This window comes from Sphingomicrobium arenosum (assembly GCF_026157085.1).
GTDB classification, from domain to species: domain Bacteria; phylum Pseudomonadota; class Alphaproteobacteria; order Sphingomonadales; family Sphingomonadaceae; genus Sphingomicrobium; species Sphingomicrobium arenosum.
The window spans coordinates 1,105,928-1,126,656 of record NZ_JANPVN010000001.1 but is presented as its reverse complement, the minus strand read 5'-3'; the positions used below and the strand labels follow the sequence as shown (position 1 = coordinate 1,126,656).

Annotated in this window: 29 protein-coding genes; 13 read left to right on the top strand and 16 right to left on the bottom strand. The window is 66.7% G+C overall.

Translation table 11 applies throughout. The features are described 5' to 3' along the window. Positions 1-22: 22 nt before the first annotated feature. Both NUW51_RS05510 and NUW51_RS05505 read left to right on the top strand, forming a co-directional pair. On the top strand, positions 23-580 hold the full coding sequence (locus NUW51_RS05510; RefSeq protein ID WP_265563504.1) for a DUF484 family protein: 558 nt from the start codon (positions 23-25) through the stop codon (positions 578-580). Continuing rightward, positions 565-1,488, top strand: coding sequence for a tyrosine recombinase XerC (locus NUW51_RS05505; protein ID WP_265563501.1), 924 nt, complete (start codon positions 565-567; stop codon positions 1,486-1,488). Before NUW51_RS05510 ends, NUW51_RS05505 begins: the two co-directional genes overlap by 16 nt. A 12-nt stretch (positions 1,489-1,500) precedes the next feature. Here the strand turns inward: NUW51_RS05505 and NUW51_RS05500 are convergent, their stop codons facing one another. From NUW51_RS05500 to rsmI, 4 genes are read right to left on the bottom strand one after another with little or no spacing between them, the layout of a single operon-like run. Then, a complete protein-coding gene (locus NUW51_RS05500; RefSeq protein ID WP_265563499.1) occupies positions 1,501-2,109 on the bottom strand; it encodes a DedA family protein in 609 nt (202 codons plus the stop codon). Further along, a complete protein-coding gene (gshB, locus tag NUW51_RS05495) occupies positions 2,106-3,050 on the bottom strand; it encodes a glutathione synthase (RefSeq protein ID WP_265563497.1) in 945 nt (314 codons plus the stop codon). The genes NUW51_RS05500 and gshB overlap by 4 nt, the downstream gene beginning before the upstream one ends. 33 nt (positions 3,051-3,083) lie before the next feature. Beyond that, positions 3,084-3,443 carry a YraN family protein gene (locus NUW51_RS05490; protein WP_265587937.1) on the bottom strand — a complete coding sequence of 120 codons (360 nt, stop codon included), beginning with the start codon at positions 3,441-3,443 and terminating at the stop codon, positions 3,084-3,086. Continuing rightward, complete coding sequence (gene rsmI, locus NUW51_RS05485; protein WP_265563495.1) at positions 3,440-4,288, bottom strand: 16S rRNA (cytidine(1402)-2'-O)-methyltransferase; 849 nt, start codon at positions 4,286-4,288, stop codon at positions 3,440-3,442. The genes NUW51_RS05490 and rsmI overlap by 4 nt, the downstream gene beginning before the upstream one ends. A gap of 5 nt (positions 4,289-4,293) precedes the next feature. Here rsmI and NUW51_RS05480 point away from each other — a divergent pair, with 5 nt between their 5' ends. Then, positions 4,294-5,463, top strand: a complete 1,170-nt coding sequence (locus tag NUW51_RS05480) for a penicillin-binding protein activator (protein ID WP_265563493.1) — start codon at positions 4,294-4,296, stop codon at positions 5,461-5,463. Here the strand turns inward: NUW51_RS05480 and hemW are convergent. Beyond that, positions 5,460-6,587, bottom strand: a complete 1,128-nt coding sequence (gene hemW / locus NUW51_RS05475) for a radical SAM family heme chaperone HemW (protein WP_265563491.1) — start codon at positions 6,585-6,587, stop codon at positions 5,460-5,462. The two genes, NUW51_RS05480 and hemW, sit on opposite strands and share 4 nt — an antisense overlap. A 34-nt stretch (positions 6,588-6,621) precedes the next feature. Here hemW and NUW51_RS05470 point away from each other — a divergent pair, with 34 nt between their 5' ends. Then, positions 6,622-7,212 (top strand): CAP domain-containing protein, encoded by a 591-nt coding sequence (locus NUW51_RS05470; RefSeq protein WP_265563489.1) that lies wholly within the window; start codon positions 6,622-6,624, stop codon positions 7,210-7,212. A 141-nt stretch (positions 7,213-7,353) separates the two neighbouring features. Next, positions 7,354-7,881, top strand: a complete 528-nt coding sequence (locus NUW51_RS05465; protein WP_265563487.1) for a CAP domain-containing protein — start codon at positions 7,354-7,356, stop codon at positions 7,879-7,881. Between the two features lie 3 nt (positions 7,882-7,884). Here NUW51_RS05465 and NUW51_RS05460 read toward each other — a convergent pair whose 3' ends face one another. Genes NUW51_RS05460 through rph form a run of 3 tightly spaced genes read right to left on the bottom strand, consistent with a single transcriptional unit; the run spans position 7,885 to position 9,388 of the window. Then, positions 7,885-8,064: a hypothetical protein gene (locus NUW51_RS05460; protein WP_265563485.1), complete on the bottom strand. Its 180-nt coding sequence runs from the start codon at positions 8,062-8,064 to the stop codon at positions 7,885-7,887. After that, positions 8,061-8,675 (bottom strand): RdgB/HAM1 family non-canonical purine NTP pyrophosphatase, encoded by a 615-nt coding sequence (gene rdgB, locus NUW51_RS05455; RefSeq protein ID WP_265563483.1) that lies wholly within the window; start codon positions 8,673-8,675, stop codon positions 8,061-8,063. The genes NUW51_RS05460 and rdgB overlap by 4 nt, the downstream gene beginning before the upstream one ends. Continuing rightward, positions 8,672-9,388, bottom strand: coding sequence for a ribonuclease PH (gene rph, locus NUW51_RS05450; RefSeq protein ID WP_265563481.1), 717 nt, complete (start codon positions 9,386-9,388; stop codon positions 8,672-8,674). Before rph ends, rdgB begins: the two co-directional genes overlap by 4 nt. A gap of 68 nt (positions 9,389-9,456) precedes the next feature. Between rph and NUW51_RS05445 the strand changes: the two genes are divergently transcribed. The 5 genes from NUW51_RS05445 to NUW51_RS05425 are packed head-to-tail and all read left to right on the top strand — an operon-like array spanning position 9,457 to position 12,514. Next, positions 9,457-9,927, top strand: coding sequence for a DUF6438 domain-containing protein (locus tag NUW51_RS05445; protein ID WP_265563479.1), 471 nt, complete (start codon positions 9,457-9,459; stop codon positions 9,925-9,927). A 31-nt stretch (positions 9,928-9,958) separates the two neighbouring features. Then, positions 9,959-10,990, top strand: a complete 1,032-nt coding sequence (gene hrcA, locus NUW51_RS05440) for a heat-inducible transcriptional repressor HrcA (protein ID WP_265563477.1) — start codon at positions 9,959-9,961, stop codon at positions 10,988-10,990. Beyond that, positions 10,987-11,526 carry a nucleotide exchange factor GrpE gene (grpE, locus tag NUW51_RS05435; RefSeq protein WP_265563475.1) on the top strand — a complete coding sequence of 180 codons (540 nt, stop codon included), beginning with the start codon at positions 10,987-10,989 and terminating at the stop codon, positions 11,524-11,526. The genes hrcA and grpE overlap by 4 nt, the downstream gene beginning before the upstream one ends. Next, positions 11,526-12,053 carry a hypothetical protein gene (locus tag NUW51_RS05430; protein WP_265563473.1) on the top strand — a complete coding sequence of 176 codons (528 nt, stop codon included), beginning with the start codon at positions 11,526-11,528 and terminating at the stop codon, positions 12,051-12,053. Before grpE ends, NUW51_RS05430 begins: the two co-directional genes overlap by 1 nt. Further along, entirely contained in the window at positions 12,050-12,514 is a 465-nt protein-coding gene (locus NUW51_RS05425; RefSeq protein WP_265563471.1) for a hypothetical protein, read from the top strand. The genes NUW51_RS05430 and NUW51_RS05425 overlap by 4 nt, the downstream gene beginning before the upstream one ends. Here NUW51_RS05425 and NUW51_RS05420 read toward each other — a convergent pair. Genes NUW51_RS05420 through NUW51_RS05405 form a run of 4 tightly spaced genes read right to left on the bottom strand, consistent with a single transcriptional unit; the run spans position 12,473 to position 15,130 of the window. Beyond that, positions 12,473-12,943, bottom strand: a complete 471-nt coding sequence (locus tag NUW51_RS05420) for a vgr related protein (protein WP_265563469.1) — start codon at positions 12,941-12,943, stop codon at positions 12,473-12,475. The genes NUW51_RS05425 and NUW51_RS05420 overlap by 42 nt on opposite strands. Then, entirely contained in the window at positions 12,940-13,539 is a 600-nt protein-coding gene (locus tag NUW51_RS05415; RefSeq protein WP_265563467.1) for a hypothetical protein, read from the bottom strand. Before NUW51_RS05415 ends, NUW51_RS05420 begins: the two co-directional genes overlap by 4 nt. Further along, complete coding sequence (locus NUW51_RS05410) at positions 13,536-14,372, bottom strand: hypothetical protein (protein ID WP_265563465.1); 837 nt, start codon at positions 14,370-14,372, stop codon at positions 13,536-13,538. The genes NUW51_RS05415 and NUW51_RS05410 overlap by 4 nt, the downstream gene beginning before the upstream one ends. Beyond that, positions 14,369-15,130, bottom strand: a complete 762-nt coding sequence (locus tag NUW51_RS05405) for a hypothetical protein (protein WP_265563463.1) — start codon at positions 15,128-15,130, stop codon at positions 14,369-14,371. Before NUW51_RS05405 ends, NUW51_RS05410 begins: the two co-directional genes overlap by 4 nt. A 101-nt stretch (positions 15,131-15,231) precedes the next feature. Here NUW51_RS05405 and NUW51_RS05400 point away from each other — a divergent pair, with 101 nt between their 5' ends. From NUW51_RS05400 to mltG, 3 genes are all read left to right on the top strand, one after another. Then, positions 15,232-15,468 carry an acyl carrier protein gene (locus NUW51_RS05400; protein ID WP_244382770.1) on the top strand — a complete coding sequence of 79 codons (237 nt, stop codon included), beginning with the start codon at positions 15,232-15,234 and terminating at the stop codon, positions 15,466-15,468. Positions 15,469-15,584: 116 nt separating this feature from the next. Next, entirely contained in the window at positions 15,585-16,850 is a 1,266-nt protein-coding gene (gene fabF / locus NUW51_RS05395) for a beta-ketoacyl-ACP synthase II (protein ID WP_265563461.1), read from the top strand. A 4-nt stretch (positions 16,851-16,854) separates the two neighbouring features. Then, entirely contained in the window at positions 16,855-17,820 is a 966-nt protein-coding gene (gene mltG, locus NUW51_RS05390; RefSeq protein WP_407696324.1) for an endolytic transglycosylase MltG, read from the top strand. 78 nt (positions 17,821-17,898) lie between these two features. Here the strand turns inward: mltG and NUW51_RS05385 are convergent, their stop codons facing one another. From NUW51_RS05385 to NUW51_RS05370, 4 genes are all read right to left on the bottom strand, one after another. After that, positions 17,899-18,264, bottom strand: coding sequence for an SH3 domain-containing protein (locus tag NUW51_RS05385; RefSeq protein ID WP_265563459.1), 366 nt, complete (start codon positions 18,262-18,264; stop codon positions 17,899-17,901). Continuing rightward, complete coding sequence (locus tag NUW51_RS05380) at positions 18,203-18,559, bottom strand: MarR family transcriptional regulator (RefSeq protein ID WP_407696323.1); 357 nt, start codon at positions 18,557-18,559, stop codon at positions 18,203-18,205. The genes NUW51_RS05385 and NUW51_RS05380 overlap by 62 nt, the downstream gene beginning before the upstream one ends. A gap of 153 nt (positions 18,560-18,712) precedes the next feature. Next, positions 18,713-20,101 (bottom strand): leucyl aminopeptidase family protein, encoded by a 1,389-nt coding sequence (locus tag NUW51_RS05375; RefSeq protein ID WP_265563454.1) that lies wholly within the window; start codon positions 20,099-20,101, stop codon positions 18,713-18,715. Between the two features lie 7 nt (positions 20,102-20,108). Then, a complete protein-coding gene (locus NUW51_RS05370) occupies positions 20,109-20,639 on the bottom strand; it encodes a hypothetical protein (RefSeq protein ID WP_265563452.1) in 531 nt (176 codons plus the stop codon). Positions 20,640-20,729 lie beyond the last annotated feature (90 nt).

Here is a 20,729-nt window from a genome sequence, read left to right as displayed (position 1 = left end):
CCTCCTGCGGTAAGAGTGGCGAATGGCAGAAGTGATTCGCTTTGAAGATCGGGCCCTGAAGAGCCTGCGCGACCGTCTCGGGGCCGCCGAGGAGGCGCGCGACGATGCGATCGCCTTCGCGCGTGGCCATGCCGGGGCGACCGCCTCTATCCATCACGCCGCGCTGTCGCTGATGCGCTGCGAAAGCGTGCCCTGCCTGTTCGACACCATCGTCCATGACTGGGCGCGCCTCCTAGAGGTCGATCATGCCGCTGTGGCGCTGAAGGCGGGCGGGCGCGCCTATCGCATCGACGAGGATGGCAATCATATGCTCGAACCGGCGTGGATCACCCGCGCCATGGGGCTGGGCAAGGTGCAGATGCGCGCCACAAACCATGGCGATCCCTTGTTCGGCAAGATCGCCGCGCGGGTCCGCACCGAGGCGCTCATTCCCTTCGAGGCGGAAAAGGGGCGGCTCGCGGGGCTGATCCTCTTGGGCCAGGAAGACAGTTTGCCGCTGGACGGAGCGCATGGGGCCAAGCTGCTTGCCTTTCTCGGCGAGACGCTGGGCGCGATGCTGGTGCGGTGCGGCCGGGGCTGAACGACCATCCGGCGCGCGGGGACGTCACGCGCTGGGCTGACCATCTCCTCCACGACCGGCGGATGAGCGCGCATAGCGTGCGCGCCTATCGCGCCACCGGTTTTCGCTTCATCGACTTTCTCGGGCGCCATCGCGGCGAAGCGGTGGATGCGTCGATGCTGCTCGGGCTAAAGGCGGTCGACCTGCGCGCCTTCCTCGCCGCGCGGCGGGGAGAAGGTCTCGGCGCGGCCTCGGCGGCGCGTGAATTGTCGGGCGTTCGCAGTTTCCTCAAGTGGGTCGCCGAGGCGGCAGGCGAGACGCCGCGCCTGCCCGCGACGCGTGCACCCAAGCGGCCCAAGACGCTGCCGCGCCCCTCGAGTCCCGCCGATGTCGCGGCGCTCGGCCAATCGGCGCAAGCGGCGCAGGACGAGCCATGGGTCGGCAAGCGCGATCTTGCGATCCTGCTGCTCCTTTACGGCGCGGGGCTTCGCATTTCCGAGGCCATGGCGCTCGATGCCGACCTGTTGCCCTTGGGCGCTGCGATCCGCGTCACCGGCAAGGGTGGCAAGCAGCGCGACGTGCCGATCCTGCCCGCCGTGGCGCAAGCGATCGGCGATTATGCGCGCGAATGCCCCTGGCCGATGGACAAGGGCGACCCGCTGTTTCGCGGGGTGCGCGGCGGGCGCCTGTCCGCCGACATGGTGCGCCGCTCGGTGCGCAACGCCCGCCGCGAGTTGGGACTGCCCGACAGCCTGACGCCGCACGCGCTGAGACACAGTTTTGCCAGCCACCTGCTCGCCGCCGGCAGCGACCTGCGTTCGCTCCAGGAACTGCTCGGCCACGCCAGCCTGTCCTCGACGCAAATCTATACGAAGGTCGATGCGGCGCGGCTGCTGGACGTCTATCGCAACGCGCATCCGCGCGGGTAGGCGCGGCGGCGATCAGTCGACGGGTCGCACCTTGCGGTGGGTCCACAGCCGCCAGACATAAGCGAGCAGGATCGTGACGACGATCGCGGTCGAGATGGGGCCGAGGAAATTGTCGATTTCCTCGAAGCTCGAACCAAGCTTGTACCCTGCCAGCGCCAGCAGCGCGGTCCAGCCCGCGGTACCGATGGTCGAGGCGATGAGGAAGCTGCGCCAGCGCATCTTGAGGAGCCCGGCCGGCACCGAGACGAGGCTGCGCACCGTGGGCAGCATCCGTCCCATGAAGACGAAGAAGGTGCCATAACGCTCGAACCATAGCTGGCCGCGCTCGACCTCGGCCCAGGTCATGGTGATCCAGCGCCCCCAGCGGTCGATCAGCGGCTTGAACCGCTCGATACCGAGCCAGCGCGCAATGACGTACCAGACGACATTGCCGGCCATCGCCCCGAAGGTGCCCGCGATGATGATGCCGGTGAGTGAGAGTTCGCCTTGGCCCGCGCGAATGCCCGCGAGGCTCATGATGAGCTCGGACGGGATCGGCGGGAAAACGGTTTCGAGAAACATCAGGAAGGCGACCGCGATAAGCCCGCCCTTGTCGATGAGGTCGACCACCCAGTCGGTCATGCGAGGCGCGCCTCGACCGCGTCCCAGATCAGGCCCGCCGAGTTGATGCCGTCGAACCGGTCGAGGGCGACGAGGCCGGTGGGGCTGGTGACGTTGATTTCGGTGAGCATGCCGCCGATGACGTCGATGCCGGTGAAGAGGAGGCCGCGGCGCTTCAACTCGGGGCCCAATGCCGCGCAAATCTCGCGTTCGCGCTCCGTCAGTTCGACCTTCGCCGCCTTGCCGCCCGCCACGAGGTTAGAGCGAAATTCGCCCGCCGCCGGGATGCGGTTGATCGCGCCGATCGGCTCGCCATCGACGAGGATGATGCGCTTGTCGCCTTCCGTCACGGCGGGGAGGAAAGCCTGCGCGATGAAGGGCTCCTTCATCTCCTGGCGGAAGAATTCGACGAGGCTGGAGAGGTTGCGCGCGTCGCTACCGATGCGGAACACGCCTTCGCCGCCCTTGCCGTGAAGCGGCTTGACGACGATCTCGCCGTGCTGCGCGAGGAAGGCGCGGATGTCGGCTTCCGAGCGCGTGATGAGCGTCGGCGGCATGAAGCGCGCGAAATCGAGCACGAAGAGCTTTTCAGGCGCACCGCGGATCGCCTCGGGGTCGTTGAGGACGAGGGTCTCGCCCTTCAACCGCTCGAGCAGATGCGCGGCGGTGACATAGGCGATGTCGAAGGGCGGGTCCTGCCGCACCCAGACGACGTCGACGCCGGTGCCGAGGTCGAGGTGGCGATAGTCGCCCGCGCTAAAATGATTACCTTCTACGCGCTGCACGGTGACGGGGCGCGCATAGGCGCGCACCCGGCCATCGAGATAGGAGAGCGCGCCCGGCTGGTACTCGTAGAAATCATAACCGCGCGCCTGCGCCTCCAGCATCAGCGCGAAGGTGCTGTCGCCAGCGATATTGACGCTCTCGAGCGGGTCCATCTGGAAAGCAATGGTGCGGGTCATGATCGAGGCCCCTAGGGTCAATGGCTTAAATTGTCACCAACCCTGCCAGATATTTTCGAGGTGGCGAGGGCGGTGGCCGGGGGCGCACAGCACGGCGTCGATGCGCACGTCATGGCCCATGGCGGTATAGGTCGGCGCGAGTACTTCGGCGGCAGCGACGACGCGTTGCAGGCTGCGCGGTTCGAGGAAGGCATGCGCTTCCTCGAGGGTGGGCCGGGTCTTTACCTCGACGAAGGCGACGAGATTGCCCTTCCGCGCGACGAGGTCGATTTCGCCGACGCCGGTGCGCACGCGCTTGTCGAGAATGCGCCAGCCCTTGAGCCGCAGCCACCAGGCGGCAATGCGTTCGCCCTGGCGTCCCCGCGCCTCGGCAGCCTGTCGCTGGCGGTTCAGTGCTTCGCTCGTTGCTGGACGCGGGCGTAGACGTCGTTCTTCTTGAGCCCCAGGCGGGCGGCCACTTCCTTGGCGGCGCGGCTCGGGGTCATCGTCTCCAGTGCCTCGTCGATAGCGGCATCCACGTCGGCCTCGTCGGGGGCGGACGCCTCGCCGGGCGGGCCGATGACGAGGACGATCTCGCCCTTGGGCGGCGCGTCGGCATAGCGTTGGGTAAGCTCGTTTAGCGTGCCGGTGGCCACCTCCTCGAACATCTTGGTGAGTTCGCGCGCGACGGCGGCGGGGCGGTCGCCCAGCACTTGTCCCGCAGCGGCGAGACTCTTGGCGAGGCGCGGGCCCGTCTCGAAGAAGACGAGGGTCGCGCGCAGGCCCACGAATTCCTCGAACAGGTCGACGCGCGCCTTGTCCTTGTTGGGGATGAAGCCCGCGAACAGATAACGGTCGGTCGGCAGCCCCGACAGGGTCAGCGCCATGGTCGGCGCGCTCGGCCCCGGCACCGCGCCGACATGGAGCCCGCGCGCGCGGGCTTCGTGAACCAGCTTGTAGCCGGGGTCCGAGATGAGCGGCGTGCCCGCGTCCGAGACCAGCACCACCATCTTGTCACCGAGCATCGAGAGGATCGCCTCGCGATCGGCTTCGCTCGAATGGTCATGATAGGGGCGCATGCTTTTCTTGAGGCCGAGGTGCTGGAGAAGCTTGCCCGTCACCCGGCTGTCCTCGACAAGGAGCAGGTCGGCCTGTTCGATCATTGATGCCGCGCGGGGCGCTAGATCGGAAAGATTGCCGATCGGGGTCGCAACGATATAGAGGCCCGGCAGACGTTCGAGATTCTTCATGAGGGACATGAGCCATGATTGACCGGTGCGCGCAAGCACGAGCCACTTCCAAATTGGGCGGACTGGCCTTGGCCGCGCTGTTGCTGGCAGGGTGCCAGTCGACCCCGCCCGTCGAAACCGTGGCGGCGCCGACGACCAGCGAGGCGCCCGAGCCCGTGACCCCCGAACCGGTCATCGAGGAACAGAAGAACCGGGTCGCGGTGCTTGTACCGCTGACCGGCGACAATGCCGCTATCGGCCTGTCGATCGCGCAGGCCGCGAGCATGGCGCTGACCGACACCAAGGAAGAATCGATCGAGCTCAAGATCTACGACACCGCCGGTGCAGGCGGCGCGGCGGCGGCGGCGCGCACCGCGCTCGCCGACGGCAATCGCCTGTTCCTCGGCCCGCTTCGCGGAGAGAATGTCGGGCTGGTCGCGCCCATCGCCGATGCCGCCGACGTCCCCGTCCTTGCCTTTTCCAACGACGAGGGCGTGGCGGGCGAGGGCGTCTATATCATGGGCTTCACGCCGACCCAGTCGATCGATCGCATCGTCGATTATGCCGCGGGGCAGGGCGCCGATATCTTTGCGGGGATGAGCTCGACGGGCGTTTACGGCCAGCGCGCGACGCAGGCTTTCCTCAATGCTGTCGACCGCGTCGGCGGACGCGTGGCGCGGCTCGAAACCTATGAGCGCAGCCGCTCGAGCGTCGAGGCCGCCGCGCGCGCCATCGGCGGGACCGAGGGCGTCGACATGATCCTCATCGCCGATTCGGGGCGCATCGCCCAGATCGCCGCCCCCTCGCTCCAGCTTTCCGGCACGCTGATGGGCACCGAATTGTGGGCCGCCGACAGCGACCTCGGGACGGTCGCGCCGATGCGGGGGAGCATCTATGCGGCCGTGCCCGATGCGCAATTCAACCGGCTCGTCACGCGCTACCGCTCGACCTATGGCAATGCGCCCTTCCGTCTCGCCAGCCTCGGCTATGACGCCACGCTGCTGGTCGTTCGGCTCGCACGCGACTGGGACGCGGGCGAGGCCTTCCCCGAAGCGCTGCTCGTCGACGATGGCGGGTTCGGCGGGGTCGACGGCATCTTTCGCTTCGGCCGCGACGGCATCGCCGAGCGCGCCCTGGAAGTGCGCCGCGTCACCGCCACCGGCAGCGAGATCGTCAGCCCGGCCTCGACGCGCTTCGAGGATTAGAGCGCGATCTCGGCGAGGATGGCGTCGTTGAGCAGTCTTCCGGCACTCGTCAGCCGAAGTCGCTCGTTCCACGCCAATAGGCCCTGATCGACGAGGCGGCGCGTGGCGGCGGGGTCGATGACGGGCACCCCGAAGCGCGCTGCCATGGCTGCGGGGTCGATCCCCTCGGTCAGTCGCAGCCCCATGACGAGCGCCTCGCGCGCCGCCTCGCGGGGGGCGAGCGCCTCCTCCTCGCGCAGCCCATGGCCGTTGCGTGCCACCCCCGACAGGAAATTCTCGGGTTTCTTGTGGCGGAAGGTGCGCATCCCTCCACGCCGCCCGTGCGCCCCCGGGCCGACCCCGACATAATCGTGATAGCGCCAGTAGCTGAGGTTGTGGCGGCTCTCCATGCCGGGGCGGGCGTGGTTGGAAATCTCGTAGGGTGGCAGGCCGGCGGCGGTCATGCGCTCGGTGGTCAGGTCGAACAGGTCGGCGCCCAGCTCCTCGTCGATGGGGGTGAAGTCGCCCTTGCGCACCATCGTCTCGAAGCGCGTGCCCGGCTCGACGGTCAGCTGGTAGAGCGAGATGTGGCTGGTACCGAGGCCGATGGCGCGGGTGAGCACCTCGTCGAAACTCTCCAGCGTGTCGCCCGGCAGCGCGGTGATGAGGTCGAAGCTGACCCGCTTCACCGCCGCCTGCGCCGCCTCGAGCGCGCGCAACCCCTCGGCGGCGCTGTGCAGGCGGCCAAGGAAAGCGAGGCTGGCATCATCGAAGCGCTGTAGCCCGAGGCTGAGGCGGTTGACCCCGGCGCTGGCGAGGGCCTTGAACTTCTCCGCCTCCGCGCTTTGCGGGTTGGCCTCGAGCGTGACTTCCAGATCCTCGGCGACCTGCCAATGGCGTCCTGCCGCTTCGATGAGCGCGGCGACGGTGGCGGGCGGCATGAGACTTGGTGTGCCGCCACCGAAGAAGATGCTGGTCAACTCGTGGTTAGGCGTCAGCGCGGCTTCATGCGCGAGGTCCGCGAGCAGCGCGTCGCGCCATGCCGCTTGGTCGACCGTCTCGCGAACATGGCTGTTGAAGTCGCAATAGGGGCATTTCTTCGCGCAAAAGGGCCAGTGGATATAGAGGGCGAGGGGCGCGTTCATGATCGAGGAAGCTTTTCCATGCGATGAGGTTCGAATGCAGTCTGTCCCCCTTACGGCCGCCTTGCTGGCCGCGCCACTCTTCCTTGCCGCCTGCCTGCCCGAGGCGGGCACCACCACCGCGGGGCCGCGTCCGGGACCGATCCTCGCACCGCGCGAGGCCGATGCCGGACCGCGCGGCGACCTGCGCACCGTGATGGTCGAGGCGCATAATCGCGCCCGCGCCGAGTTCGGCGTCGCGCCGCTGCGCTGGGATGCGGGGCTCGCCGCCGATGCCACGACCTATGCGCGCGAACTGGCGCGAACCGGGCGCTTCGCGCACAGCACCGACGCGCAGCGGCGCGGCGGGACCCAGGGCGAAAATCTGTGGATGGGAAGCCGCGGCGCCTTCAATTATCGCACGATGGCGGGCGACTGGATTGAAGAGAAGGCGTGGTTCAGGCCCGGCGTCTTCCCCAATGTCTCGACCACCGGCAATTGGGGCGATGTCGGCCATTATACCGCGATCGTCTGGCCCGCGACGACCGCTTTCGGCTGCGGCGTGGCGAGCGATGCGCGGGCCGATTATCTGGTCTGCCGTTATACGCCGCAGGGCAATATCAGCGGGGTCGCCATCGCGCCGCGTTGACGCCTCGCCGCTGCCCCTCGTCCGCTCATCGTAAACCCGTCTTGAACGGCTGGATTTAATCCCCCGCAGCCGCTCGACCGATCGTCGGTATCGCGTTCGGGGGACAGGGATTTGTTTACGCATTTTCGCCAGCATGGCGGCATGACGAAGCATCTGATCATGCTGGCGGCCGCGCTCGCCGTCACCTTGCCCGCCGGGGCGGCGACGACCGCTGCGGCGCGCGGCGAGGAGCATATGCGCTCCGCCGTGCTCGACAATCACAATCGCGCGCGCGCCTCTCATGGGGTCGCACCGCTGCGCTGGGACCCGGCCCTGGCGGCGAGCGCGATGGAGCACGCCCGCTACATGGCGCGGACCGGCCAATATCATCACGACCGCACGCCCGGTCGGCGCAAATATCAGGGCGAGAACATGTGGCGCGGCCAGCGCGGCCAGTTCGGCTATGACGTCATCGTCGGCACCATGACCGACGAGGTCCGCCATTTTCGCGCCGGCACCTTCCCCCACGTCAGCCGCTCGGGCAGCTGGTACGATGTCGGCCATTATACGCAGATCGTCTGGCCGACCACGACACATGTCGGCTGCGCGCTCGCCTCGTCGGCGACGATGGACTATTTCGTCTGTCGCTATTCGCCGCCCGGTAACAAGGACGGGGTCCGCGTCGGTTGACGCCTAGTCGATGAAGCGGAAGCGGTCGTAGGTGAGGACGACCAGCCCGATCAGCGTGACGAACAGGATGTGCACCGCATCGGGGGCGGCGGGATTGGCCGTCACGTTGAGCCCGGTGCCGATCGCCGCCAGCACCAGCAGCAGCAACCCGAACCGGCAATAGAAAGTCTTGCAGAGCGTCACTGTTGCGCCTCGAGCCAGGCGAGGAGCTGGCGGAAAGCATCGGCACGGTGGCTCATGTCATGCTTTGTCGCCGGCGCCATCTCGCCGAAGGTGATGTCCTGTCCGTTCGCCACGAAGACGGGGTCATAGCCGAAGCCATTATCCCCGCGCGGCGGCCAGACGAGCTGTCCATGCACCTTGCCTTCGAAAGTTTCGATACGGCCGTCGGGCCATGCGAGGCTGAGGGCGCAGGTGAAATGCGCATCGCGGCTGACATCGGGGCCGAGCAATTGGAGCGCGGCCTCGACCTTTTCCATCGCGCGCAGGAAGTCGCGGTTGCCGTCCGCATCCTCGGCCCATCGCGCCGACCGCACGCCGGGATCGCCGTTCAGCGCCTCGACGCACAGCCCGCTGTCGTCGGCCAGCGCAGGAAGACCCGACAGGTCGGCGGCCTGCCGCGCCTTCAGTTCGGCATTGTCGATGAAGGTGACGCCGGTTTCCTCGGGCTCGGGAAGTCCCGCTTCCTCGGCCCCGACGACCTCGATACCGAAGCGCGCGACGAGATCGGCGATTTCCTTCAGCTTGCCACGGTTGTGGGTGGCGAGGACGAGCTTGGGGCCGATGGTCTTCATTTGCCGACCGCCGCGAGCTGCGCTGCATAGATTTCCTTGCAGCCGATTTCGGCGAGCCGCATCAGTCGCAGGAGGCCTTCCTGGTCGAAGGTCTCGCCCTCGGCCGAGATCTGCGCCTCGACGATATTGCCGTCGCTGGTGAGGACGAAATTGCCGTCCGACCCCGCGGAGGAATCTTCCGGATAATCGAGATCGAGCACCGGGGTGCCCTTGTAGACGCCGCAGCTGACCGCCGCCACCTGTGCGGTGATGGGATCTTCCTCGAGCTTGCCTTCGGCGAGCAGCTTGTCGACCGCGATGCGCATGGCGACCCATGCGCCCGAGATGCTGGTCGTGCGGGTGCCGCCATCGGCCTGGATGACGTCGCAGTCCAGCGTGATCTGGCGCTCGCCGAGCTTTTCGAGATCGACCACGGCGCGCAGGCTGCGTCCGATCAGCCGCTGGATTTCCTGCGTCCGGCCCGACTGTTTTCCGCGCGCTGCTTCGCGATTTCCACGCGTGTGGGTGGAGCGCGGCAGCATGCCATATTCGCCCGTGACCCAGCCCTTGCCCTTGCCGCGCAGCCACGGCGGCAGGTTGGTTTCCACGCTGGCGGTGACCAGCACCTTGGTATCGCCGAAGCTGGCGAGGACGCTGCCCTCGGCATGGCGGGTGAAGCCAGCCTCGAAGCTGACGGGACGCAATTCGTCGGGGGCACGGCCGGATGGGCGCATGGACAGTCTCTCCTTGATGTTGGCCACGCCCTAGCCCAAGCTGCTGGCAGTGCAAAGGGGAGGGCGTGATGCGCAGGATGTTGATCGTTGGAATGGGCCTCGTGCTGGCGAGCTGCGCCACCATGACCAAGCGCCCCGAACCGCTCGCCATCACCTATGAGACGACGCCCTGCTTCGGCACCTGCGCGGTCTACAAGCTGGGCGTGAACGGCGACGGCATTGCGGTCTGGGAAGGACGCCAGCACGTCAAGATCAGCGGCCAGCGCATGTTCGTCGTCAGCCTGCCCGAATTCGAACGCTTCCGGGCCATGCTCGCGCCCTATCGGCCCGACGGCACGCGCAGCCTCGCCAGCCCCGAGGAATGCGGCAACAATTGGCGCACCGACGCGCCCGGCGTGGTCGTCACCTGGGTCGAGGATGGCGAGACCGACCAGCTGCGCGTCAACTATGGCTGCGACCTCGAGATGAACCGCGCGATGTTCCAGGCGCTGGCCGACGCGCCCGACGTGCTGCCGCTCGATATCTACGTGGCCCGTTGAGGATCGGGGGCGCAGTTCCTACATCGCCCGCATGAGCGAGCGACTGGGCGATCTTACCGAGCGGATGCGCGAGATTTTCGGGCAGGTGGTGTCCACCTATCTCGAACAGGGCGCGCCGGTGGGTTCGAAGACGCTGACCGAGCGGGTCGCGCTGTCGCCCGCCTCGATCCGCGGCGTGATGGCCGAGCTGGAAGCGCGCGGCCTCCTCGCCAGTCCGCATACCAGCGCGGGGCGCATCCCGACCGAGACCGGCCTCCGTCTCTTCGTCGATGGCATGATGCAGGCGCGAAAGGCGCCCGCGGGCACCCGCCGCGCGATCGAGGAAGAGCTCGAAGGCAAGCCGATGGAACAGGCACTCGCCGCCGCCACGCAGCGATTGTCGGGCCTCAGCGCCTGCGCGGGAATCGTCACCGCGCCCAAGCGCGAGGCGCGGCTGAAGCAACTGGCCTTCATGGCCTTGGACGAAGGGCGCGCGCTCGCGGTGATGGTGGGCGATGACGGCTCGGTCGAGAACCGCATCGTGCCCTTGCCCCCCGGCACCAGCCCCATCGCGCTCAATGAGATCGCCAATTATGTCTCGGCCAGGCTCGCCGGACGCACGCTTGCCGAGGCCGAGCAGCAATTGCGCCGCGATATCGCCGACCGGCGCGAGGCCCTGGACGACCGCGCCGCCGACCTCGTCGCGGCGGGCCTCGCTGAATGGGGCCGGGACCAGTCTGCGCGCGACGTGCTGATCGTGCGGGGGCGCGCCAACCTTCTCGACGACAAGACCGCCGAGGACCTCGAACGCGTGAAGCAATTGTTCGAGGAACTGGAAAATCGGAGCGAGATCGCCAAATTGCTCCACGAGGTCCGGGAGGGCGAGGGTGTTCGCATCTTCATCGGATCGGAAAACCGGATGTTCGCGTTGTCAGGGTCGAGCGTCATCGCCGCTCCTTATCGCGACGCCGACGACAAGGTCGTCGGGGTGATCGGCGTGATCGGCCCGACGCGGTTGAACTATGCGCGGGTCGTCCCGATGGTGGACTTCACCGCCGAAGCGCTTACGAGACGGATGCCATGACCGAACAGAATCACGACGATACCGAAGACCTGCGCGAGGAAACCGCCGAAGGGTCCCCCGAACTGCAGGAACATGACCAGCTCGCCCAGCTCCAGGAGGAGCTGGAAGAGGCCAAGCAGCGCGCGCTTTATGCCGCCGCCGAGGTGCAGAATGTGCGCCGCCGCCTTGAGCAGGAAAAGCAGGATGCGACCAAGTTCGCCGTGTCCAATTTCGCGCGCGACATTCTCGCGGTGAAGGACCATCTCGAACGCGCCTTGGACCATGTGCCCGACGAAGCGCGCGATGGCCGCGCCGCCAAATTCATCGAGGGCATCGAGGCGACCTTGCGCGAAATGGAATCGATCTTCACCCGCCAGGGCATCGAGCGCGTCGCCGCCAAGGGATTGGAACTCGACCCCAATGTGCATCAGGCGATGATCGAAATTCCCTCCGACGACGCCGAACCCGGCACCGTCATCGAGGAAATGCAGCCCGGCTATACGCTGAAAGGCCGCCTGTTGCGGCCCGCCATGGTCGGGGTCGCCAGAAAGCCGTGATGCGGATCGGCCTTCTCGCGGGCCTCGCGCTTCTCCTGCCTGCCTGCGCGGCGGAGGAGGCGGCGAGCCCGCAGGAGACCGAGCGCCGTGCCGCGCGGCTGCCCACGCCCGCCGAGCCGCTGCCGCACCTTATCCTCTACAAGAGCGCCGATGACGGTGGTCCCGAGGTGTTCATGGAGGCGTTGATCGGCGGCACGCTCGACCTCAATTCGCCCTGCGTCGCGGTGGCGACGGGCGGTGAGGAAGGCTTGAACGCCATCGTCACCACCGAGGGCGTGCTCGGACAGGACGGTGACGGCCTTTATCTCGACGTCGGCCCACACCGCTTGCGGCACGGCGATGCGGTGATGAGCGGCGGCGGCTTCCTCGGCGAGGCTTTTCCGCGCGCCGACATGCTGCAGTCGACCGTGCCGCAGACCTGTGCGGGGATGCCGCTCGTCGAGATGAGCAGGCTCTATCCTGCGCCGCCACAATCGTCTGCGCCGCGTACCCCGCCGCCGCCGCCGCCGCCGCCGCCGACCACGTGACCGACGCCGCGCTGCGCCGCTCGCTGGCGATGCTGGCCGGCGTGCTGGAGGCCGAGGCGCGCGACCCGTGGTGGATCATCGGTTCGGCAGGCCTGTGGCTGTCGGGCGTCGATCCCGGCGGCATCGCCGACATCGACCTCATCGTCAGCGCCGAGGATGGCGCACGGCTCCTCGATCATTGGCAGCTCGACCACCGCGCCGACGACCATCCGCAATTCCGGTCGGCGACCTATGCCCGCTGGACCGCGCCGCCAGTGCCGATCGAGCTGATGGCGAGTTTCCGTCTTCGCGAAGAGGGGAAGTGGGTCGCGATCGAGCCGCAGACGCGCATCGCGCACGATGTCGCGGGCGCCTGCCTCTACACCCCCTCGCTCGCCGAACAGGCCGCGCTGCTCCGCCGCTTCGGGCGGAAGAAGGACCTAGACCGGCTCGCCCGGATCGCCGCCGCCGAAGGGCAATAAGTCGCGCGGCGGGGTGATCGCCACCTTGCCGCCCTTGTCGGCGAGGAAGCGGTGGCGCACGATCTCGGCCTGCTGCTCGACGCCATAGCGAAGGAACGGCCGCCCTTCCTTCAGTTCATAGCCATAGCGACAAAAGGGATGGCGGATGAGCGGCAGGTACCAGCGGCCGCTACGCTGCGTCTGCCAGACATGGGTCATTTCATGGATGAAGAGACCCTGCAAATAGAGCCGCTCCTTCGAGAAATCGTCCGAATAGCGCGTGCTGTCGGGGTGGAAATGGATGTTGCCGGTGGGCGCCATCACGACCCCGACGGGCTGGAAGAAGATCCACTTCCTGCGCACGATCTCGACCCGGGCATAGTCGATCTGGGCACCGAACATCTCGCGCGCCATTTCGATCTCGCCGGACGTGAGAGGGCGACGGCTCAAATCTCCTCCTCCCCGTAAGCGTAATATTTGAGTTGCTGGTTGAAGAGATGCTCCTGGCCGGGCGCAATGATGGCGGGACCGAGCACGTAAAGCGGCATCGTTGGCGTATCCTCGCGGACGAGCAAGGGGGCAAGCGCGCGAGCCCGTTCCGATGCCAGCGGTGTGACGACGATTAAGCAGTTGCTGCGCTCGGCCAGAACCCCGGTGCGAACCGTCCCGTCATCGCGCGACAGAAGCGTAAAGGGGTGGCCGCCGAGGCGTTTCTCCTTGGGCCCCACCGTCAGCGCGAGCGAACCATCCGCGCTGGCAACCTTGCCGGTTTCGATCGGCGAGACCTGTCCGGCGTGTACCGAGATCCGTGCAAAGAAGCCGGCCGCGAACGCATCGTCCTCGCGCAGCCGCTCATGCGCCGCCTTGAGCTTGGCGTAGAGCCGTGCGTCATAGTCGGCGAAGAGCGTCTGCTGCTCGAAGTTGCGCGTCATTTCCTTCAGCCGGTCGACCGAGGGGAAATGCTGGCGCGGCGTCCAGTCGAATCCCAACATCTCGTCGAGCCTGGCGTGGCGACCGCTGCCGAGTGGCTTTTCGTAATATTTCATGCACCGCGCTCCCGATGCGCCTCGAGCGCGAGCGCGGTGGCGGCGAAGCGCGGGGGCTGGGCGACAAGGCCGTCATATTGGCTCTTGTCTCCCGCCGAATGCAGCGCGACCATGTCGAAGGCTCGCAAATGCCGACGCCGTTCCTCGATCCCCGCCTCATGGCGCTGGGCGGCGAAGAGCAGGTCGGCGAGCGCGCGGTAATGCGCCTCCTCCAGATCGGGCGCGCGCGGGCCGATCGACAGGGTCCGACCGAGCAGGGGGTCGTCGTGATAATGGTACCAGAAGTGCCGCCCGGCAAAATCGATCATGCTGGTGCCGCCGCAATTGGACACATCCTGCGCCTGCGAAATGCGGAAGCCCTCGTTGCGGGCGGGATCGGTGAAGATCGCCCAAGCCGCCGCCCGCCCGCCGCCGGTCCGCCTGTCGAGCCTGGCGGGGTCGATCGCCTCGCGGTCGGTGAAGGCGACATCGTGCAGTGCGCCATGGAGCCATAGCGGCGCCTCGCCGATAAGCCGTTCCTCGGTGGCGTAGCGCTGTTCGAACGCCTCTTCCTCCATCCGCATCCGCGCCGCCGCTTCGCGCAGGCGGTCCTGTGCTTTGCGCCCTACGATGACGGCCTCGGCGCGCTGCGCGATATGGTCGGTGGACTGTGGGCGCTCGTTGCTGCCCTTGCCCGCCCTAGCGCGCTCCTTGCCCTTGCTGCCGCGCTTGCCGGCAGTATCGCCAAAAACCTGTTCGCCGGCGTGCTTGACGAACAGCCCGGCGACGATGGCGGCCCCGGCGGCGAGGATTTGCGCCGCGCCGGGATCGGGGCCCTTGTTTCGCTTGGTCACGAGACCCCCCCTTCGCTCGGAATGATCATGCTCCCCCTGGCCCAGAGTTCTGCGCAATCGCGGACCGGGCGGTGGGCGCGTTCGCCGAGGGCATAGTCGGACGGTTCGACCCCGATCTCTGCGGCCACCTCGATCAGGCTGCCACTACCGATCGCGATTTCATCGAGCAAAGCGAGCAATTCGCTGCCTGTTTCACGCACGGCGACGAAATCGGCTGGGCCGGGCGGGCCGTAAGCGGTGCTGCCGCGCCGGAGCTGACTCCACAGTCGCTGCGCCGCCTTGGCATTGTCGGCGGTGCGATTGCCATATTCGGCGATGACGGCCTGGGCGGAGGTGAGCACGGCGCCCTGTTCGCGCTCGAGCCGCCCGGCCATGTCCTGCGACAGGGGTTCGACCCAGGCGCGCGACAGACGCAGCGGTCGGAGCAACTCGGCGTCCACCGCGATCCCCTGCGCCGCCTGGTTCATCACCAGTTCGACACGATCGGTGAGGCACGGAAGCGCCGCCTGCCACATCAGCGCCCCGGCATGAACATCGGCCAATTCGCCCTCATAATAAGCGGTGGTGGCTTCGAGGTCCTGCTGCATCTCGCGCTCGCGCACCCAGTTCTGCAAGCCCTGCGCGGCGAGGACACCGGCCAGCACGACGACGAACTCGAAGGCGAACAGCGCGGCAATTCCCTTGGTGCCGAGGACGCGCTCGCCGCTGGCAAGACGGGCGGACAGGCGAGCAAGCAGCGAGCGGGCGGCGAGGAACATGGCGCGACGCTAGGGAAAGGCGATCATGCTGTCGACACTCTTGCCCAACGCCCCGGTGCGCGCTAGGGCTTGCCGCGAATTCTAATGAAAGGGAACATTTCATGAGCGATACTGCCGATCGGGTGAAGAAGATCGTCGTCGAGCATCTCGGCGTTGACGCCGAAAAGGTGACCGAAGATGCCCGCTTCATCGACGATCTGGGTGCGGACAGCCTCGACATCGTCGAACTGGTGATGGCCTTCGAGGAAGAGTTTGGCGTCGAAATCCCCGACGATGCGGCCGAAGACATCGCCACCGTAAAGGATGCGATCACCTACATCGAGAAGAACAAGGGCTAAGCCCTGCTGATGGCCGCGGCCCTCGCATCGGCGGGTTCGCCGCGGTCATGACCGGCACTTCGCAGGCTCAGCCCCGTCCAGCGGGTCTGGGCCTGTTGCCGTTTTAGGAGAAGATTATGCGGCGCGTCGTCGTTACCGGTCTCGGCCTCGTCACCCCTCTTGGCGGTGATGTCGAGACCAGCTGGAAGAACATCCTCGCGGGCAAGTCGGGGGCGGGCAAGATCACCCGCTTCGACACCGAAGGCCACAAGTGCCACATCGCCTGCGAAGTGAAGCCTGCGGACCACGAATATGGCTTCGATGCCGACAAGCGCGTCGACAGCAAGGTCCAGCGCCAGGTCGATCCGTTCATCGTCTACGGCATCGATGCCGCGGGCCAGGCGATCGAGGATGCCGGGCTCACCGAAATGCCCGAGGAAATGAAGGTCCGCGCTGGCTGTTCGATCGGGTCGGGGATCGGCGGACTGCCAGGGATCGAGAAAGAGAGCCTCGTGCTTGCCGAAAAGGGGCCGGGCCGCGTTTCGCCGCACTTCGTTCACGGCCGTCTTATCAACCTCATCTCGGGCCAGGTCTCGATCAAATATGGCCTGAAGGGGCCGAATCATGCGGTCGTCACCGCCTGCTCGACGGGTGCGCATTCGATCGGTGATGCGGCGCGGATGATCCGCGACGACGATGCCGACATCATGCTCGCGGGCGGCGCCGAGGCGACCATCTGCCCGATCGGCATTGCCGGCTTCGCACAGGCTCGTGCGCTCTCGACCAATTTCAACGACTGCCCCGAAAAGGCGTCGCGCCCTTATGACAAGGACCGCGACGGCTTCGTCATGGGCGAAGGTGCCGGCGTGGTCGTGCTCGAGGAATATGAGCATGCCAAGAAGCGCGGTGCGAAGATTTATGCCGAGGTGGTGGGCTATGGCTTGTCGGGCGATGCCTATCACGTCACCGCCCCGCATCCCGATGGCGACGGCGCGTTCCGCTCGATGGAGATGGCGCTGAAGAAGGCCGGCATGACGCCTGCCGACGTCGATTATATCAACGCCCACGGCACCTCGACGCCGCTCGGCGACGAGCTCGAGCTCGGCGCGGTGCGCAAGTTGTTCGGTGACGAGCTCGACCATGTGTCGATGAGCTCGACCAAGTCGGCGATCGGACATCTCCTCGGTGGTGCCGGCGCGGTGGAGAGCATTTTCTGCATTCTGTCGATCCGCGACCAGATCGTGCCGCCCACGCTCAACCTCGACAATCCGTCGGAAGGCGTGGCGGGGGTCGACCTCGTTCCCAACGAGGCCAAGAAGCGCGAAGTGCGCGCGGCCCTGAACAACAGTTTCGGCTTTGGCGGGACCAATGCCAGCCTGGTGATGAAGAAGGTCGAGGACTAGGCGCTTGATCAGGAAGCTCGTCTTTCTCGCCCTCGTCCTCATCGGGGCGGCGGCGGCCTTCCTGGCCTTCAGCTGGTGGAGCGCAGGCCCCACCAAGGAGGAAACGGGGATCATCGTTGCCGAGGGCACCGGCATCGGGGCGCTGGGGCAGGAGTTGGCGGAGCAGGGTCAGATCGGCCTGTCGCCGAGCCTGTGGCGCCTCAATGCGCGCTTGTTCGGCGGGGGCGACCCCATCCAGGCGGGCGAGTTCACCATTCCGCCGGGCACCAGCGCGGCGGACATTCTCGACATCATCCAGCACGGCCGCCCGGTCCAACGCTTCGTCACCATCCCCGAGGGCATGCCCTCGATCCTGGTGCAGGAGCGGGTGCAGGCGACCGACCTGCTCACCGGCGATGCGCCGCTGCCGCCCGAGGGGACGGTGTTGCCGCAAACCTACAGTTTCCAGCGGGGCGACAGCCGCGCCGCAGTCATCGCCCGGATGCAGGAAGCGATGAGCGACACGCTGGAGGAGCTGTGGCCGACGCGGACCAGCCGCAGCGTGGTCGAGACGCCCGCCGAGGCGGTGATCCTCGCCTCGATCGTCGAAAAGGAAACCGCCAAGGCGTCGGAGCGGCGCATGGTGGCGGGGGTCTATTCCAACCGGCTGCGGATCGGGATGAAACTCGATGCCGACCCGACGGTCATCTATCCGGTGACCAAGGGCAAGCCGCTGGGGCGGCGGATTCGTCGGTCAGAATTGAACGACGTCAACGATTACAACACCTATGCGATGGCGGGGCTGCCCGCCGGGCCGATCGCCAATCCGGGCCGCGAAAGCATCGCGGCGGTGCTCGATCCGCAAGAGACCGATGCGCTCTATTTCGTCGCCGACGGGACGGGCGGGCATATTTTCGCCGATACGCTGGAGGAGCATAATCGCAACGTCGCCAAATGGTATGCGCTGCGCCGCCAGCGGGGCGAGATGTAGGACTTGCGGCCTTGAGAAAGAACAAAGGGCGCTTCCCGGCGGGGAGGCGCCCTTTTTCGATCGGGGAGGAGCGGGGGGTCAGACCAGCGCTTCTTCCTTGACATAGCCGACGCGGCGGTCGGGTCCGGCATAGCCCCACACCCAGCCGCCGCGATTGTCGAGGAGATCGAAGGCGTCGCCGGCGGCTAGTTGGATGACCAATTCGGCATCGCAATCGGGTTCACTGCGGAGCGGGGCGTCGCGGCGCAGTTCGCGGGCGACGGGCGCGGCATAATGGGAAGCGATCACGCGGCCCGCCAGCGCCACATCGGCAAGATCCTTGCGATAGGCGTGGCGGGTCGGGTCGGGCAGGTCGGCCGACGTGCCCGTGAGATCGAACTCCCTAATGGGTGGCTTCGAGGACGGGCGTGCGGACCGAGCCGCGTTGCCGTTCGGCGCTGCCATTGCCCCCTTGGGCGCGGAAGAGTTGTCGGAATTCGTCAAGGAAATCGGCCCCGTCATCGGTGCGAACGACGAAGATATTGCGTCGGTCGTCCTGGTCTCGTTCGCGCCGCAGATAGCCGAGGCCACCCAAGGTATTCAAGGCGCGAGTGATGACGGGTTTCGAAACACCCAATGTTTGTGCAAGGCCGCGCACGGTGTGCGGTCCGGGTGTGAGATAGACGACGAGCATGAGCGCCATCTGTCGGTTGGTCAGGTCGGGCGAGCCGGAGCGGACGTATCCAATGAGGGTCCGCATCCAGGTCGCCAGTGAAAGGTCGCCCATAGATCCCTCGGTTGCGTTTTGTTGACGTCGCGTACTGAGAGAAAAACGGCCCGGCCATGCGCTTTGTTTCGTCACCTCATCAATTTTATCGCAGATTGCAACCACTTGGGCTGGAACGGCTACCGCCTATTGTCCGTAGCGCTCCTCGAGATAGGCGAAAGTGGCGCGCAGGCCATAGGCCTCGCCGCCCTTGGGGCGCCCCGGTTTGGCCGACGGGCGCCAGCCGAAGGTATCGAAATGGACCCAGTCGCAATCGGGGATGAAGCGGCGAAGGAAGAGCGCGGCGGTGATACAGCCGGCGAAGCTGCCCTGGGCGCTGTTCGACATGTCGGCAATCGAAGAGCTGAGCATCTCGTCGTAGCCGTCCCATAACGGCATCCGCCAGACATCGTCGCCTACCTTCTCGCCCGCCGCCGCGATGCCGTCGGCAAGCGAGTCGTCGGTCGCGAACATGGGCGGCAGGTCGGGGCCGAGCGCGACGCGCGCGGCGCCGGTCAGGGTGGCGAAGTCGACGAGGAGGTCGGGGGCACCATCCTCGCCCGCCTTGTGGAGGGCATCGCCGAGGATGAGGCGACCTTCGGCATCGGTATTGTCGATCTCGACGGTCAGCCCCTTGCGGCTCTTGATGATGTCGCCGGGGCGGAAGCTGTCCTCGCTGATCGCATTTTCGACGGCGGGAATGAGGAGGTGGAGGCGCACGGGCAGGTTGCGCGCCATGACGAGGAAGGCGAGCGCGAGCGCATGGGCGGCGCCACCCATATCCTTCTTCATGAGGCGCATGCCGCTGGCCGCCTTGATGTCGAGCCCGCCGGAATCGAAAGCGACGCCCTTGCCGATAATGGCGAGGCGGGGAGCGTCCGCCTTGCCCCAGGCGAGTTCGATGAGGCGCGGGGCGTTGGCGCGCGACGCGGCTTTTCCGACCGCGTGGATCATCGGATAGCCCTGTTCCAGGGCATCGCCCTTGATGGTGTCGACCTCGGCGCCGAAGCGGCCGGCAATTTCGCGCACCTTGGCCTCGATCTCGCCCGGTCCCATGTCGGCGGTGGGGGTGTCGATCATGTCGCGCACCAGCAAGGTCGCCTCGGCGGCGAGCGCGGTGCGGTCCACATCGGCGGGGCTGGGGGTAAGGAGGGTGCGGTCTCCGCGCTCCTGATGGTCGGACTTGTAGCGGCAGAACTGGTTCTGGGCGAGGATCCAGCCGAGTTTGGCGGGGCCGGGGTCCTTGTCGTCGGCGAGGCGATATATGCCCTCGGGCAGGTCTTCGCCCAGCTTGGCAAGGCACCAAGGGGAGAGCTCGTCGACATCGGCGACGGTGGTCACGACCGACCAGTCGTCATCGCCCGCTCCCGGCAAGGTGAGCCATTGATAGCCCTGCTTGCCCTCGAAGCGATTGGCTTCGAGGAGGGTGCGGATGCGCTGTGGTTGCGCCTTCTTCCAATCTTCGAAACTGTCCTCGTCGACGAGGTGGATGGTGTGGGCGTCCTGGCCCTGGTCGGCTTTCAATAGGTCGGTCATGCAAGGCTCAATGCTTGGGGGTGGGGGTTCGGTCCGAAGCGCTGTTGTTGGATGAAATCGGGGGTTTGTCCACTTTGTCCACTTGTGGAACTTCGCCTTGGCGGATGACGGCGTCGAGGGCCCGGTCGAAGTCAGCACCGGGATGCGGTGCGAGACCGGCAGCGCGGGCTTCGACCTGCTTGTCGAGACGGCGCAAGAGCGCGAGCCCGAGGCGGCTGTCGATGACCTTTTTCTCCCCCACCAGTTCGCCGTCACGATAATAATATTCGGTTTGTCCTTCGAGGCTGCGCTCGAGCAGCGCGTCGGCGAGTTTTTCGCGGGCGAGACACAGCGCCTCTTCCCAGGCGGCGGCGAAGGCGGAATTCTTGCGACGAAACAGATAGGCGCTGCTCGAACTCATTTGCGCGATGCCGCAGGCGTGGGTGACGATGCCTGTCGAAGCAAGAGTTTCGAGAAAGACGATCTGCGTCACGGTGGTCCAGCCATCGTGTCTGATTTCGGCGGGTAGCGGGGTGAGGTCGGGGTGCGGCTCGGTCATGGCGCGCATTGGATCAGAGAAGGGGCGTGTAGGACAGGCCCAAGGCGCTTGCATCGGCGCGCGGCTTGCCTAGGCTCGGTTCCACGAAGG